Source organism: Acinetobacter sp. 809848 (assembly GCF_000581275.1).
GTDB lineage: Bacteria > Pseudomonadota > Gammaproteobacteria > Pseudomonadales > Moraxellaceae > Acinetobacter > Acinetobacter pittii.
This window is the reverse complement of sequence record NZ_JEXG01000010.1, coordinates 94,337-111,363: the sequence shown is the minus strand read 5'-3', so window position 1 is coordinate 111,363 and position 17,027 is coordinate 94,337. Positions and strand designations below refer to the sequence as shown.

Genomic DNA, 17,027 nt, shown 5'->3' with positions numbered 1-17,027 from the left:
TTGAGCATCGTAAAGCTTATCTTCAGTTTGAGTATGATTCTCACTTTCATGAATTAAATCATGGTAGTGCTGCCTTAGTGTTTGCAAATGGTGAACAGCACATGTTCCCACTAGCTCAGTAGCATTTTGACTTAAATCACTTTGCCAAAAATCATTAAAGACAGACTGTGCATGTTGTACGGTATGTCCATAAAATAAAATATCTAGATCTGTAAACTGAAATTTACTACTTGCGTCAAAATACTCACTACTAATATTTCGACCGCCTGTTACCGCAATCACGCCATCCGCAATAATTAACTTATTATGCATGCGATGGTTTACTTTTTTGAACCGAAAAATATAGTCTAAAATTCTTAAATATCTAAACTTGTATGGATTGAATAATCGAATTTCAAAATTGGGGTGGTGGAGAAGGCTTCTAAGAACTCCATCCAGCTTTACTCCATTTTGATCGTCAATGAGTAACCGAACTTTTACGCCACGATCTGCCGCCGTTAGTAACTCGTGCAGCATTAAGTTTCCAACAAAATCATTTGTCCAAATATAATATTGTAAATCGATTTTTTCTTTTGCATTTCTAATTAGATACATACGAGAAGCGATACTGATAAAGGCATCATCTAATGCCACAAAAGCAGTCAGTCCTTGTTCTGTTTTTTTTGTAGCTTGCTCATCATTCAACCAATTAAAGCTATTCGTCACTATATCATTCTCATCAGGGTCGTATGTACCGTTATACGAAGGTGTATGTGTAAAGCCCCAAGCATTTAATGCCATACTACTATACTGCTGATAAATTTGATTAATCATGTAAGCTTTTAAAGTCGCATCCAAGATAAGCACATCACAGCATTTTTATATTCAATTTATATGTCAAAATTCATATTAAACGTTATAAATACATTCTGCCAAGCCTCAACGCTAGCAATTCTTTATTTTTATAGAGATATATCTATTTAAAAATATAAAGTTAAATTTAACCCTTTTATGCCTAATGCTATATTCAACATTATTTTTTAAGGATGCTTGAGATGAGTCACGTGGGTTCTTGTCTATGCAATGAAATCAAATTTTCAGTTACTAAGAAAATAAACACGGTCTATCACTGCCACTGTAGTCTCTGCCGTAAACAAACTGGAACGGGGGCAAATGCAGCAACATTAGTAAATAAGGATAAATTTGAATGGTTATCAGGTTTAGAACTTGTCCGTACCTATAAAAAAGAAACAGGCTTTACATCTTCATTTTGCAGTCAATGTGGCTCACCAGTACCTAACTTGGTAGGCACTACTGATTTTATGTGGATTCCATTAGGTTTATTAGACAAAGATATTGTTGTTCTAAAAAAGCTTAATTTTTGTATAGTTTCAAAGTCAAATTGGGTAAACATAGTAGATGCAGATGAATCTTACGATGAACTTCCAACTTTAAATGAACTAAACATATTGTTTGATTAAAGAATTTTTTAAAAATGAGACTTAGTCTGCATTAAATTTAATTTTTTCGGATGGTTATGCTTGCAGGTTTCACAAAAACACACTAATTACAATTGGCAGTACAACAATTACATTAGAAAACATGATATCTATCATACTTCCTTAAAGAGCCGAGTGAGTAGCTTAATAATAAAAGGGAGAAAATAGAGATGCCACAATATTTAATCATCGCTGAGAATGTATATAAAAAGATTGAGGACAAAAATTTATTTTCAGAAAGCTCGGCAGAACACTTAAATCAATTAGTTGGTGTAATTCGTAATGAAATTAAAGGCACCAAATTTAAACTTAAATACAATTTTATAGATTTTGAGGAATGCCTAACTAAGCCTTTAGAGGAGTGTGCCATTAAGTTAGACATGAGCCTTATGCCTAACTATAAAAATAAAGATGAATATATACTCTGGCTTGCAGGTTTTATTGAAAGAATTACAACAGGAGGTGAGGCAAAGCTTCCACCAATCTCAAAATTTATTCCTCCAGACTATAAGTTTAATTATGAGGAACCACCCAAAGTATCATCTTCTACACAAGATGGTGGAGAGATGATCATTAATTATTTCAAATCAGATGCCTTTAATAAAATTATAAGCCAAGAAAAATAAGTACATAAAAAATATAGAAGTGATCGTCCACTACACTTCTATATCTCGCTGTAAATTCAGCAACCGCCTACTGGGGCGGTTTTTTAATTTTATTCACCTTATTCATAAAAAATATATTGTTATAACTTTTCACAAAAGTTTGCATAACGCACAGAATCTGTCTCATTGGCCTAAAAACAGATACAACCTTCAATGTTAATTTTAAATTTACTTAATTATCGTTTGGAGATAAGTATGTTCAAGGCTATGTTTTTCTTTAGTGCTGGTGCTGTTTTCGGTTACTGCTGTAAACACAAGGAGGATAAAGCTAAAGAGGAAAACTCATCAAAATAAGCGAACTGCATTCATAAAGAACTTACTAATGAGTTGGTTTTTTATAAGGAGGTGTCTATGCTCCACAACCTTAGACAAGTTTTTTGTATTCATGTCTGGGAATATGACTTTGATATTACTCATGACGAAATTAAAGAATGCAGAAAATGTGGGAAAATTCATAAAATCAAGAATTTCCCAAAATTGACTTAAGATGTGAATTTTTAATTTTAGTCTTAAGTGAATATTAAAAATTAAATAGGCTCAAAATTTTAAATATTGAGCCTATTTAATATAAAACTTAATTAATTACCCTTAAATAAGATTAAAGAATACCTACCAATTTAATCAGAATAAAATCCCAAACAAATCACATTTTAAATCTATAAAACAGTTATATCGCACATAATTTATCAATTAAAATTAAAAATACAGAAACAATTTAATAAAAATTAAAAACTTATTTTTATAGCTTTCAACTTATACTTATATTTTACAAATAATTAATAAGGAGATAGAAATGCCAAAATACTTACTATTAGCAGAAAAAATTAATAAAAATATTAAAAGTTCTTATTCAAACAATCATTTTAGAAATTTAAATAATCTTATTGTAGAAATAAAAAAAGCTATTGCAGGCACTGAACTAAAGTTTTTATATAACTTTGTGAACTTCGAAGGTGTTGTTATTAGTGTAAAAAATGAACTTCCTATTAAGTTAGATATGAGTTTGATTCCAAAGCATAAAAGCGAAGATGACTTCATTTTATGGTTGGCAGATTTTATTGATCGAATCACTATCGATACAAGCAAAAATCTCCCTTAAAAGAAACAATTGCAAACTCTTATCTTTAGAAAAATTTTTACACCAAACCACAATGGATAAGGTATTTAAGGTTCTTGTCTAAGAGCTGAATTCATATCATGTCGAACTCTGCTGATGTTTTCATAAATGACTTTGCGCATTCGGTTTACTGCGCCTAATGGTTTATGCTCAGGTAGGGCATGCCACGGTGTAAAAGACAGATTCTCACAAAACTTATTTTGTTCTGGTGTGTCAAAGTTCTGCTTGGGAATATGAATAGTTGCTACTTGATAGAAAGGAGCTGCTTTTTCATCCCATTCTGTCATTGAGTCCTCTACCAACATTTGATTTGAAGTTCGTGGTTGAATAAGAAATTCCATACAAGCATCTGTACTTTGCAAAGTTTTCTTTAAAGCTTCTCTTAAAAAATCATGACTAGGATTCTTGGGTAGATTGTTTGGCTGCATTGAACAAGCACGTACTGAATATTTAACTGCTTGTCGATCATTGCCAAGCTCTAACTGATAGGGAACCATAGACCAATAACGTGCGTATAATGGATTTGCAATTTGTGAATTACGTGCTCCCAGAGCATTCATTGTTCCTTTAAAACCTAACGCAAATGGAATGTGAAGTTTTCTGACCATATTATGGCTATTCACGTCATTCATAAAAGAAAGATATCGTTTAGCATCATTCGCAAAAAAGACTGGATGATTAATCATAATAAAATCTTGAGTGGTTGCTTGCTTTTCACTTTCTAAAATTTTCTGTCCAGACACACCTAAAATTTTTATTGCTATGCCACGTGCATCTTTTTTAATGTCGGCATTAGAGGCGTCATTTGAAGCATTAGAAAAACGAATCCAGGCTTGATAACTTCGATCTGGAAAAAACATTCCTTTAGCAAACTGGGCAGGTATATTTTTTGAGACATGAAAATCGGCACGAACACAACCATGCGCCTTAGGATGTGCATCACGTAAAGCATTTCCAGCCGTATACTGTTCCCGAATTGACTTTTCAATGACTTGAGCTATGTTTTGAGCGAGCAACTCTTCGTTAGGCTGTATCTTTTCTCCTAATGCTGTGTCGATCTCTGGATAAGAGTTACTTTCCGAAAAGGTCTTTGCGGGTGACGTTGTGTTGGAATATAAAGTTTCAGTACAACCTGATAATGCAAATACAAGAGGAGTAAATAAAAACAAACCTTTAAAATTTATAGGCTGTATAAAATTTTCCATTTATTAACTCCTCAGTGTAAAAATATTTTAGGATAATATTAAGATTTCATGTTTAATTTTATTTTGAACTTTATGAAAAATATAAACTGTAAATAATTTAAACGTCATTGTTACTTATCTGAACAATAACATAGGAATTATTATTTAATATAAAATCTCTTAATACATTAAGAGAATGTAGACATGATAAATAACTCACAGAATGTACAAAATAATACTAATACATCACCTCGCCCAATCACTCAGAATACACTTATTGATCGGTTTAGCCCTATTTATTGGAGAATAGACGGCCCGCAAACGATGTCTTTCGCCATTACGAACTATGGAAATGGTTTTGAAGCATCTTTTAGATCACGTATGACAAATGATTTGGTAGGAATTACTTGGGATTCTTATGACACTAAAGATCATAAATTTTTAGCGTATCAAACCAAATATAGCTATGCAGGGGTGGTTTGGGACTTCGATATTGAGTTATCTGCCACGATGCCAATGCTTAACAATCCAAGTTTAACGCCCACTTTAACGGTGTACTATAATGAAAATGGCGTAAATAAAATTGCATATATTGTTCTATTTAATTACGCAAATAATCCTTCCTCGCGAACGGCGCATATTCGTATTAATTGGGATACAGTAAAAGCAGGCTTCTCTGCTACAGATAGCTTTCCAGTAACCAATATTCAGCGAATCTCATTTTCTGGCTTTACCAGTGACTATAATGGTCAAACCGCTATACCTTTAAGTCAACCAAAAGATGGCTACATTCGCCTCATTAACTCCGTTGTAACTGGAACAAATGCAAAGTTAAATTTGAGCCGTGTAGTTGTGCCACAGCACAACTATGGCATCTGCACCAGCTATGATGACCACTATGACTTAAATCCTCAGCGCTTAGTCAACAATATGGTCGCTTTGGGATACCAGGGTTTTGTTAACCACTATTGTGGGATGTCGCATTATCCAGAAATGACATGGAAAAGTGATATTAATAAATGGCAGATACCTGATACGTTGGTGACAGGCGAGGCGGTCGTTAACTCATGCACTCGTAAATGGCATGAGAAATATGCTCAGGCTTTGCATAACGCCAGTTTGCAACCCATTTTTGGGGTAAGCTTTGAAATGTATTCCTTGGGCGCAAATGAATATTGGGCACAGCGTGACTGGAACAGTAATTTAGGTAAAACAGGTTACCAACCACCGAGCTATTTTTTTAGTTTAAGTCATCAGAATGCTTTGGCATATCTACATAAAGTCTTTATTGAGTTTGCAGATACAATGGTAGGGGGTGGATGCGATGTAAATATGCAGATTGGTGAACCTTGGTGGTGGTATAACACTGACACCAATCTACCTTGTGTGTATGACTACCCAACAAAATTGGCTTTTAATGCGGATACAGGATTATATGCACCAGATTTGGGTACTATTTATGAGGCAATGAATAAAACAGGAACGCCATATGATGAGTTTAAAACATGGCTTAGAAATAAATTAGGTCAAACCTGTCAAAATATTCGTACCGTGATCAAAGCAAAATATTCTACTGCCAAAGTTAGTCCTCTTATTTTCTTTCCTTCCATTCAGTCCCCAATTCAGACATTAGCTACTTATATTAACTATCCAAGCCAACATTATTCATATCCTAATTTTGATTACATGATGACAGAAGCTTATGACTGGTTGCTAGAAGCTCGCTTAGACTTGGCACATCAGGCAGTTTCCCAAATACCTATACAAGGGTTAGGCTATCCTGCCAATAAAGTCATTTATTTATCTGGTTTTGTTCCCGATGCCTCTATTGCTTATATCTATGGTTTTGATAAAACCAAGCCATATCGAACACCCATTTGGCAACGAATTTTTGGTGACATGAAAAACAATGTTTCTTTAGGGTTAATGAAGCAATTTATCTGGGCATATCCACAAGTTATGTATGATTCAATTACGATTGATACCACTCAAGCTCCAAATGGCTTCTTTATTGAAAATACGCTTTATTCTCCAATTAGTGATAACACACCATATCCACCAGATATTTACCTATAAGTAAAAAAGCTGCTTATAAGATAATGATTTGATAAGAAACCTCTTCAAGTAAGAGGTTTTCTTCTTTTTTAAATGTAGGCTTGCTTAGATGTATCTGACTGGCTATGCTGTGATGGATTGTCATGAAAGCCAATTTTAATTTAAGCAAAATTAAGCTCTTGTATTAGAGATATATAATCTATTTTGCTCGACTATAAATACCGAATGATTTAAAGGAAACCCAAAGATGAAATCTCGTGCAGCTGTCGCCTTTGCCCCAGGAAAACCTTTAGAAATTGTTGAAGTTGATGTTGCACCACCTCAAGCGGGTGAAGTTTTAATAAAAATTACCCATACAGGGGTATGTCATACCGATGCTTTTACATTATCTGGCGATGACCCAGAGGGTGTTTTTCCTGCCATCTTAGGTCATGAAGGCGCAGGTGTTGTGGTTGAAGTGGGTGAGGGCGTAACAAGCGTTAAACCTGGTGACCATGTGATTCCACTTTATACGGCTGAATGTAAAGAGTGTTTATTCTGTAAATCTGGAAAAACCAACTTATGTGTTGCGGTACGTGCTACTCAAGGTAAAGGTGTAATGCCGGATGGAACCACACGTTTTTCATATAACGGCGAACCGATTTACCATTACATGGGTTGTTCAACCTTTAGTGAATATACGGTAGTTGCAGAAGTCTCTTTGGCTAAAATCAATCCTGAAGCGAATCACGAACAAGTTTGTTTACTTGGATGTGGTGTGACAACTGGTATTGGCGCCGTGCATAACACAGCAAAAGTACAAGAAGGTGATTCTGTTGCCGTATTTGGTTTAGGCGGTATTGGTTTAGCTGTTGTACAAGGTGCACGCCAAGCGAAAGCAGGACGCATTATTGTCGTAGATACAAACCCAGATAAATTTGAACTTGCTAAACAGTTTGGTGCTACCGATTTCTTAAATCCAAAAGATTATGACCAACCTATTCAGCAAGTGATTGTAGAAATGACAGGTTGGGGCGTAGATCATTCATTTGAATGTATTGGTAACGTCAAGGTTATGCGTTCGGCTCTAGAGTGTGCACATCGTGGTTGGGGACAATCCGTTATTATTGGTGTTGCTGGTGCAGGTCAAGAAATTTCGACTCGTCCATTCCAGCTAGTGACAGGCCGTAAATGGTTAGGTACTGCTTTTGGTGGGGTAAAAGGCCGCTCACAACTTCCTAAAATGGTCGAAGATGCTATGAAAGGTGAGATTCAACTTGAACCTTTTGTAACGCATACAATGCCTCTACAAGACATTAATACCGCTTTTGATTTAATGCACGAAGGTAAATCAATTCGTACTGTCATTCATTTCTAAATAAAAGAAAAAAAGGGCTGTGATTCAGCCCTTTTTTACCACTTATAGTTTTATATCTTAAATAGCATTACCACACATGTCTGTTGTGCCCTGAGGATAGTTAAACTGTAATGCATTACGGTCAGTAATGAGTTCACTAGACAACTCTTGCCCAAATAACTGATTAGAATATATTGATAAACCACTTACTACATTAAAACTTATATTTTCAAGTGGAGCAGGTAAAGTAGATTTATAACCTTGATCAACACCATTTACAATAAAACCGACCTGCCCATTATTCTGGTTAATATATATTCCTAATCGTTGATATTCCTGTGTATTATTTGTCATGTTCTGGCTTTTGTAGTAGGAATGATCAGGCCCACTATTATCGCTAAGACGATAATTTACAGAATAAATTAACATAGGAGGGTTTTCACCAAAATCTGGATCATAACTTCCCATATCAAACCCATAGCTTGATCTAACTGTATAACCATTATTTGTCACGCCCGTAAAATAAATACTAGACATATACGTATTGTTTTCAAATCCTGAATTAACAAGTTTTATTGTTGGTATTTTAAGTTCTATTTCTAATGCGATAATACCAGTATGAGGAAGTGTGAAATCTCCAATGTCATTAGACGAATTAAGACTAGCTTTACTTCTAGCTACATAATCTATGTAGCCATACTCACTTTCTGGCCTAGGTTCTACTTTAAGACTAAATTTTTGGCCTGCTATCGATGGGAATATCTTCAGAGGAACATATCCAGGATTTTCATTACTCCATAGATCGAAATCTGCTTGAGTCGCGTCAAAATTGTATTTGCAGACTGGAGCAGAAGAGTTAAGGGAGGTAGTTTGAGCTAAGAGGGTTTGAGACGCTAATTTTTCATTCTTTGTAGTCGATGAAATGCTTTTAGATGATACTTTTTGGCTAGCCTGATTAGGCGTTACTGTATTGGTATTATCAGAAGATACCTCATACATTGCCCAACATAATGTAATTGCACTAACAGCAACTATACCTATTTTTTTCATAAATATTCCTATTAAGTTAAGTATTAAATTCTTTGAAAGTAGTGATAAAGTAAAATTTATTATTAATATTTAAAATTATTGGGTTTAAAAACTATTGAATATGATTAATCATATTCAATAGTTACAGTAGCCATTGCACGGACCTTACCAGCAGTCACATTTGTTGCTGTTTGATAGTAGCGGGCAGTCATCGGTACGTTATATTGAATTGTCTGGTTAGAAGACAATGTACCTAGGGCTAATTTGTCACCTTTTTTGATGACTTGATTCTTATTTTGATAGTTCCAGAGTAACTGTACACCTACGCCGTTTGCTTTTTCAGATGTCGGAGCAGTATTTGCGAGTACCTGAGTGTTTGTTCCGTCTTGGGTAAAGTCATAAGTTAAACTAATGAGGTTTTTCTCTTCGTAGCCAGTAGGGTTGATACCACCATTACATAAGATGTTCATATCAAAGGTTTGTTCGCCTTGAGTAGAACCAACGCCTTTGAACCCAGCTTTTGTAACGGTTGGAAGCTGTACAACTTTATTAATATTACCCTGGATTTCACATGAAGAAGAAGCAATGGTAATCGCATTACCATTAACAGTACTGGTTAAAAAAGGGCGGTTCATATAACCACTTACATAGTATCGACTATATAAGCCAGGAACTAACGTGCCCGAACCAGTCTGTTCAGCTGTTTTCACAATTTCGACAACAAAATATCCCGAAGCAAGAAAATAACTCGTACCTGGTGTCACACTACGACTATATGGATAATACCCTGAAAAGTTAGTTGCATTTTCAGCTTCACGATATAAGCGAATACCAATCCCAGGAATATTTGTAGAATAAATACTGTTACCGAGTGAGCTTAAAGGGTAACTTTGAGTTAATACCGCTGTAATACTATCACTATATGACGTGCATTTGGCTGTTGAAGCCTGTCCAGTTGAGTTGATTGGAAAAGTTGCTTTTCTTAGAACCTTTCCAACAGGATCACTTGGTCGAACAACAACTCGTCCAACAGCCATTGATATATCAACTGTGCTGAATCCAGAACTGAGTGTACAGTAAGCATTGGCTTCACCATATACACCAAGACCAGCCGTAAATAAAAAACCTGTTAATAATATTCTTTTCATTTGCAGACAGCCTCAGTCATTACCATGCTTTGTTGCTTGTTTTGCAACTGATTACTGATGTTGTACTCAACCGAACAACGCTCATTGCTTTCGTCGCCCCATTTCACATAGAGACTATCTTGAGCAAGTGGGGTACGTAAGTAAATCATACTACCTTGTGCAACAATACCTACAGCTTCATCTTTTTGGTTAAAGACTTGAGCTCCAAATGGTAAACTGTTGCCATCAGCAGTTTTACTATTAATGTAGACTGCATAACCTGTCTTGGTCGTAAAATCTACTTTCGCAATTGCACCAGCAAAAGGTGCGATACGTTGACTTGTTTCTTCAAGCTCTACTTGGCTCGACATCTCTTGTGGGTCAAGCGTAATATCGTTTAGGCGATAAGGTGTAACATACGGGATAACCGCATAACCAGCCTTATTTACGCTTAAACCAACGGTATTATTAACTTTTGCCCCAGCTGCATCAGGTGCATGTACAAGTACCATTGTTTGACCTTGCTCAGGTCCAAATAAAATACCATCTGAATGTGCAACTACACTACCACTTAAGCTAACCATTGCTTGTTGGTAAGAATCAGCAATACTATAAGAGCCGCCAACAGTTGCATAGTTCGTACGATAACGTCCATTAGCGTTAAATGTTGGATTTGCATAGTCTTGATGTGAAACAGAGGCACCATAACTAAAGCGATCACCAACCATCCCACTTGCGCCAACAGTACGGCTGTCTTCAGAAGCAGTAACGTTGATGTTGACTGAATTCTTTTTAAAGTTAATTGGGAATGAAAGCGTCATTAAATATTCAGTATCATGCGTCGCATCATTTGAACCGTACTCAACCTTACGGTTAATCGCAGATAAACCATAAGTTAAACCATGGTAGTTATTGCTATAACCAATTTGGTACTGCTTAGTACTTTCGCTACGGTTCCAATAGTCAACCCACGAACCCACTACATAGAAGTTACCCCAACCTTCAGGAAGTCCTTGGTTTAAAGTAATTTGGAATTCACTACGCTGGTGGCCAGCAGCAGCATAAGTGTTTACGCCTTTTTCTTCTAAATCACGAATAAGTAGAGCATCACGTAATTTATAGAAGTTTTCCGTCGAGTAACGATAGGCAGCAAGAGTTAAGTTTGTGTTAGTCGGAGAAATTAACTTACTATAGCTTAAACGGAAACTTTGCCCAGATTGTGATGACTGTTTTTCAAAGTCAGCTTCAGAGTGGGTCACATCTAATGCAACAGCACCAATTGGTGTAGCAAAAGCAGCACCTAACAATACAGCAGCATAATTTTCTGTAGCTTGTATGCCTGTATAACCTGTTAGGTAGTTGTTAATACCTTGTTGGTATTTACCCTGAACTACCCAAGGATTAAGGTCAATATCTTGATCTCGGAACTGACCTACAGTTAAAGAATAACGGTTTACACCTGGACGCAACATTTGTACAACTGAAGCATATGGAACCGAAAATTTTTGTACTTGACCATTTGCTTCAATAATAGAAACTTCAATTTCCCCACCAAAACCAGTAGGGTAAAGGTCATTAATCTCAAAATTACCTGGTGCAACAGTTGTTTGATAGATAAGTTGGCCTTGTTGACGAACTTCAACTTTTGCATTGGTTTTTGCGTTACCACGAATACGCGGGGCGTAGCCTAACATACTATTTGGTAGCATTCGGTCATCACTTGAGAAATCGATACCACGATAACCGATAGAGTCAAATACTTCGCCGTTTGTAAAACTATCACCTAGCGTTAAAACACCACGGTATTTAGGGAAGGCTCTTTGCAAGTATGTACTTGTTTCTTGATAATCTGATTTAGATTGGTTTTCAGCAGGTGTATCTTGCCACTGCCACTGGCCATTATGACGTAATTGCCAGCCAGCAATATTTAAACCAGCCGTAACGCCCATAAATGCGTTTGTTGTTTCACTTTGATCATTCGACTGATTAAATGTTTTATAGGCACTACCACTATAAGACAGAAAACCAGCATTAATACCGCGATCCCATACGCTTGGGTCGACATAGCCTTGCGCATTTTTTTGCAAAGCAACTTGCGGAATAGAAATATCTACACGTAAACGAGAGGTATCAAATTCATAGAATGCATTTTCAACCCACTCTTCAATTTTATAACAACTATTATTTTCTTTTTGAAGGGTAGTGTGTTTAGACAAAACGTCTTGTTTAACGCCGTACTCAAGCAGGTTCATCCCTGTAAAACAGGTTACTGCATTTTTATTAGGGTCTAAGGCTTTAAAGACCATACGACGTTTACCAAACCATTGACCGTTTACATATACGTCAACGTTATATTCGCCTGGTAAAACAGGGTTTCCATATTTAAAACGAGAAATATCAACTTTCTGAGCATCCCCAATTAAAAAAGCAGAATCAAATTCAGCCTCTACTGGAGCACTCGTAGTTGTTTCTTCAGCATGCACGAATACAGGCATTGTCATTGTGACAACACCAGAAGCCAAGTAGTAACAAATATGGCGTTTTAATAATTTATAAGATTCTTGCCTTTTTTTTGGCATAGCTAAGTCCGCCTACACATATAGGTGCTTAAATTTATTAAAAAGATAAATCTGATTACTGAAGTTTTATCGGGTGCTCAACGCGACCACCGTAGTCATTGACGTTAATAAAACTCATATCTTGAAGGTTGCCATTCTTAAGCTGAACTGACGCTTCAGAGAAAGGCTTAATCATTAGCCCCTGAGGTAATAAATCAACCTTTTTATCACCTGCCTTTTGGTAAACAGAAGTCATTGTGATATGAAAAGGGGTAGGATTCTTTACCGTTAAGCTTTGACCAGATTTAATCCATTGAAGCTTATCTGATGCTAAATTCGCATCTTCTTTAATCGATGAAGGACGATAGAAGAATTTAATACGTGAACGAATTGCAAGTTGTAAGAAATTATCAGGCGTCGTATCTTCACTTTTTGAAGTAGGTCTTGGTGGAATATCTAAAATATTCAACCACAGAACTGTTTCTTGCTTCTGATTTAACTGAGAAGCATTTGGTAAAGCTGTAATACGAAGAGTCTGACTTTTCGTTGCTTCAACACGAGAAATAGGAGGAGCAATCATAAAAGGAACTTTTGATTGGTCCGGTGTACTTTTTGGGTCACCTTCATCAATCCAAGCTTGGACAAGTGCTGGCTTTGAACCGTTATTGCTAACTTGTAGCGTAACTTCTCTAGCATCTGACGGGTAAATTACACGAGTGCCATGAATTACAATTTCTGCTTGAGTAGCAGGTGCAATAACTGCTGAAGCAAATGCTAAACCTAACAAAAAATTATAACTGTTCAATTTCATTTTCGAGTTCTCAACCAAGAAAGATTCAGGAAAGCGTTACACAAAACAGGGTTTCCATGCGGACATAGAAACCCCGCTACCAATTAATTATTGATAGATAATTGTGTATTGAACAGAAGTAGTTACTTTACCAGCAGTAGAAGCGCCAGTTGCATAGTATTCAGCGTAGTAGTTAAGGTCAGCACCTGCGCCATCAGCTACGTCAACCCATTGAGAGTTAGCTTGAGCACCGTTTGCACCCGCAGCAAGTACTGGGATGAAGTTGTTGTTGCTACCTAAAAGTTGAACGTTAACGTTTTTAGCACCAGTAGCGTCTTGGTTAAGTAAACGACCAGTATTAAAGTCAACAGTTGCACCTGGTTCGAAGTAAGTAGCTACTTTACCTTGTGAACAGTTAGCTAGGTTGATTTGGAAAGGAGTACGACCAGCAACATCCCCAGCAACAGCTAAAGTTTGTTTAGAAACAGTTGGAAGAGTAACTGTGAAGTCTTTACCAGCAGGGGTAACGATGTCACAAGTTTTGTCTGTAACTAAACCATTAATTGTAATTGTACCATCAGCAGCTTGAGCATTAGCAATCCCTACAACCGAAAGAGCAGCGATCAAAGCAAGTTTTTTCATAGTGTTTTCTCAAAAGTCTGGATAAAAGTTTATTTCCTTACTTTTCCAGTGTTTGACATCTTGAAAAGTAATGCGGCGATCTTAACACTTATTAAACAAAATGCAAACTAGATCACATTATTTTTTCATAATTTTAATTCAATCACATTTATTATTTGAGATGTATAGCCGCTATCAATAGCCTATACCATTGTTTATGAACATTTTTTTGTTTTATAAAAAAGAAAAGCTATGAAGAGAAGCAAGTTACATAAGAACACGATGTAAATAAAAAAGAATTAAACAAATTATGTGAAAAATAAGCTTAAATTCATAGAATACAATTATATAGAATAAATTATGCATATGTATACAGAAAAAATATACAAATAGTCATTTTTTATAAAAAAAGAGTGACTCATCAATCAATTCATCAAAACATGCGACGAATTCGACAAATCACTCTTTCATCAAACTTACTGCAGAAATAAGTTTGGATATTAATGGTAATTAATAAGCACGACTTTGTGGTTAGAACTTATGCTCTCAATGCTTGTGTCCATTTTCTCAGTATGTTGAGCTAATTTAAAAAGACTATCTTTATTTAAATATTCACTATCAAGTTTAATATTTAAATTATTTACCTCAACACATTCTATCTCGCTATGTTCTCTTGAACATGTATCTTCAACAATATTTCCTCTTATCATTATTGTGTTACTTGCATAACAAAATAGTGTGTAAGAGGAAAGCACTATCAAAACAAGAAGTTTAAATATATTATTTTTCATTTTATATACCTATTTATAAAATAGTTTATATATATTTGATACCTTATTTTTAATTTAAAAACAATCATTAAGCTTTAAATAATAAAAAATTATTAATTTATACGTGATATAAATCACATTAAATACTTTAAATAATGCAATAGTTATAATTTCTAAAAATTTATTAATAATAAAACCACCAAAACAATATTAAGTTATTGTTATTTTTAAAAATTTAAAAAATAATGATTAATAAAAAAACAGACTGCAAATTAAAACAGCATGATATACATTAAAATATTTAATAAAAATATAATTCATTTTTTAATTTAGAATTTATATTTCAAAATTATTACTGAGAAATAAAATATAGATTTTAATAAAAATGTGACTAAATATACATTATTAAACTAATCTGTAATTTGCTTTATATTGCGGATTTGAGCATATCAGAGCTAATAAATTAGAATTTAGCATAGACTTTAAAGATTTTAGGAAAATGGTCTGGCGAAATATAGTTTTAATTTCTAGGAGCTCTAGGTAGAGAAAAGCTCAATAAAAATCAAACAAGCGATTATTAGCCAAACCTAATCATAATTTCTATTTAATTAGATTTTATGAATCCTATTTATTATCCATCAATAGCAACGTCAGAAGATGCTAGTGCTGAATTTAATTAGAATAAAAATTCATTCCACATAGCTAAAAGTACCGCAATAGCTAGAAAGAAATAAGCACTACAAACAAATGAAAGATAGCTACCAAGCTATGGGACAATATTGAATTATACAACTGTTCGTATAATGTATATTATGTTAAATTAAGTACATGATACATTTAGTTCATAAGCTACCTTCATCAACCATAATTCAACTACTTATCCTAAAACTTGATATAGACTTTTTTTACTTATGTTTATATCTTAATTACTTCACAAAGTTTGCGGTAAGCTCTATGTTCTTCACAAAAACAATTCATCTTTCTAAAGAAAATTCGAAAAATAATAAAATTGCCTTATTGTTTGATGAGGCAACTTCCTCCCCATGTCTTTATCCTTTGTTGTTCTCTTTAGCTGCTCTTAGTGATAAAAGTTTGGCAACTCAACAGTCAGATATGCTTGCACTTAAATATTGGTATGAATTCTGGTATCAAAAATACTCTACTACTTTCTGTGAGTCATTCTTATCAACAAAATATGATCCCAAGATTTACATTAAAGAAATAGATAATTTTATGTTTTTTTTGGAAAATGAGAAAAAATTAGAAAATAATTTAGTACGACTACGGCTAAATTCAAATGTTGATTATAGGACCATTACGAAACGTATGAGGTCCTTACTGAAGTATTTTAAATATTTATTGGATGTATACTGGGATATCCGATATCAAGAAATCCCACAAAAAGACTTAGAATCTCAGCGTAAAAGAATTGATATTTATTTAAACTCTAAGAAGAGAATTTTTAATAAATTTTCAGCTCGAAGTACCACAGTAAAAAATGAAATCAAACATGATTTCAAAAGTTTAAATAATGATATGTATAAATGTCTTTATGAAATAATTAAGCCTAACAATAAAGATTATAAAAACATAAATAATCCATTTACTGATAAAAACACCCAGCTTCGAAATTTCTTAATCGTTCACTTGATGATTAATTATGGTTTAAGAGTTGGTGAGCTGATGCTTTTAACAACTAAATCCTTTAAAAAATCCATAAATTCTAATATATACAACATTATAGTTACAAATACGGATGATGAGTATGATCATCGATCCAGAAAACCAAATATCAAAAATGAACAATCTTATAGAGTTATCCAATTAAGAGATAAAGATTTCCAGTTCATAAACATGTATATAGATAAAATTAGGAAGGATACTGATACGGAAATTCTATTTACCTCTCTCAAGCCTCCCTACTCTGCTTTAAGCTACTCGGCTATAAACTTGATTTTTTCAAGAATTGATATTAAGTTTAAGGAGTTACATCCTAAGTATTTCGATCCTCAGTTATTCGGAACAATAGAAAAAATCACGCCTCATGTGTGTCGACATACATGGGCTTATATTTCACTTTCTTATGCTATAAAAAAATATCAAAGTGAAGCAAATTTGAAAAAGTTTTCTAGAATCTCGGATGCCATGACAATGGCTCAAGAAGATTTAAGGGTATTAGGTGGTTGGAGTGTTAATAGTGTAATGCCAAGTCACTATGCTAAACGCTTCATTGTTGATAATGCCAACTTAATAAATTTAGAACGTATATCTGCCCAAAATTTGGAATTTTGAACATA

14 protein-coding genes are annotated in these 17,027 nt (G+C 34.5%); 6 read left to right on the top strand and 8 right to left on the bottom strand.

Features of this window, described 5'->3' with window-relative positions; all coding sequences use genetic code 11:
* On the bottom strand, nucleotides 1-837 hold an 837-nt coding region (locus tag J536_RS12140), incomplete at its 3' end, for a phospholipase D-like domain-containing protein (protein WP_228130713.1).
* A gap of 188 nt (nucleotides 838-1,025) precedes the next feature.
* On the opposite strand from J536_RS12140, the gene J536_RS12135 reads away from it, so the two are divergent.
* The 3 genes from J536_RS12135 (at nucleotide 1,026) to J536_RS12125 (ending at nucleotide 3,242) form a co-directional block, all read left to right on the top strand.
* Entirely contained in the window at nucleotides 1,026-1,460 is a 435-nt protein-coding gene (locus tag J536_RS12135; RefSeq protein WP_081404130.1) for a GFA family protein, read from the top strand.
* 188 nt (nucleotides 1,461-1,648) lie between these two features.
* Nucleotides 1,649-2,104 carry a hypothetical protein gene (locus J536_RS12130; RefSeq protein WP_032063031.1) on the top strand — a complete coding sequence of 152 codons (456 nt, stop codon included), beginning with the start codon at nucleotides 1,649-1,651 and terminating at the stop codon, nucleotides 2,102-2,104.
* An 832-nt stretch (nucleotides 2,105-2,936) separates the two neighbouring features.
* Complete coding sequence (locus J536_RS12125) at nucleotides 2,937-3,242, top strand: hypothetical protein (protein ID WP_002113703.1); 306 nt, start codon at nucleotides 2,937-2,939, stop codon at nucleotides 3,240-3,242.
* A 65-nt stretch (nucleotides 3,243-3,307) separates the two neighbouring features.
* Here the strand turns inward: J536_RS12125 and J536_RS12120 are convergent, their stop codons facing one another.
* Entirely contained in the window at nucleotides 3,308-4,465 is a 1,158-nt protein-coding gene (locus J536_RS12120; RefSeq protein ID WP_032063030.1) for a catalase family protein, read from the bottom strand.
* A gap of 183 nt (nucleotides 4,466-4,648) precedes the next feature.
* On the opposite strand from J536_RS12120, the gene J536_RS12115 reads away from it, so the two are divergent.
* Together J536_RS12115 and J536_RS12110 are read left to right on the top strand one after the other, a co-directional pair.
* Entirely contained in the window at nucleotides 4,649-6,520 is a 1,872-nt protein-coding gene (locus J536_RS12115; RefSeq protein WP_032057600.1) for a hypothetical protein, read from the top strand.
* Nucleotides 6,521-6,746: 226 nt separating this feature from the next.
* Complete coding sequence (locus tag J536_RS12110; protein WP_002113559.1) at nucleotides 6,747-7,856, top strand: S-(hydroxymethyl)glutathione dehydrogenase/class III alcohol dehydrogenase; 1,110 nt, start codon at nucleotides 6,747-6,749, stop codon at nucleotides 7,854-7,856.
* A 57-nt stretch (nucleotides 7,857-7,913) separates the two neighbouring features.
* On the opposite strand, the gene J536_RS12105 is transcribed toward J536_RS12110, so the two are convergent.
* The 6 genes from J536_RS12105 to J536_RS0104415 form a co-directional block, all read right to left on the bottom strand.
* Nucleotides 7,914-8,885, bottom strand: coding sequence for a DUF4882 family protein (locus J536_RS12105; RefSeq protein ID WP_002113831.1), 972 nt, complete (start codon nucleotides 8,883-8,885; stop codon nucleotides 7,914-7,916).
* A gap of 104 nt (nucleotides 8,886-8,989) precedes the next feature.
* Complete coding sequence (locus J536_RS12100) at nucleotides 8,990-10,012, bottom strand: fimbrial protein (RefSeq protein ID WP_002113594.1); 1,023 nt, start codon at nucleotides 10,010-10,012, stop codon at nucleotides 8,990-8,992.
* Entirely contained in the window at nucleotides 10,009-12,570 is a 2,562-nt protein-coding gene (locus J536_RS12095) for a fimbria/pilus outer membrane usher protein (protein WP_032063029.1), read from the bottom strand. Before J536_RS12095 ends, J536_RS12100 begins: the two co-directional genes overlap by 4 nt.
* A gap of 55 nt (nucleotides 12,571-12,625) precedes the next feature.
* The gene (locus J536_RS12090; protein WP_002113601.1) at nucleotides 12,626-13,360 is read right to left on the bottom strand and encodes a molecular chaperone; all 735 of its coding nucleotides are present in this window, start codon (nucleotides 13,358-13,360) and stop codon (nucleotides 12,626-12,628) included.
* 87 nt (nucleotides 13,361-13,447) lie between these two features.
* Nucleotides 13,448-13,981, bottom strand: a complete 534-nt coding sequence (locus J536_RS12085) for a fimbrial protein (protein WP_002113678.1) — start codon at nucleotides 13,979-13,981, stop codon at nucleotides 13,448-13,450.
* A 479-nt stretch (nucleotides 13,982-14,460) separates the two neighbouring features.
* The gene (locus J536_RS0104415; RefSeq protein WP_032057606.1) at nucleotides 14,461-14,751 is read right to left on the bottom strand and encodes a hypothetical protein; all 291 of its coding nucleotides are present in this window, start codon (nucleotides 14,749-14,751) and stop codon (nucleotides 14,461-14,463) included.
* 933 nt (nucleotides 14,752-15,684) lie between these two features.
* Between J536_RS0104415 and J536_RS12080 the strand changes: the two genes are divergently transcribed.
* Entirely contained in the window at nucleotides 15,685-17,022 is a 1,338-nt protein-coding gene (locus J536_RS12080; protein WP_032063028.1) for a site-specific integrase, read from the top strand.
* Nucleotides 17,023-17,027: the final 5 nt, after the last annotated feature.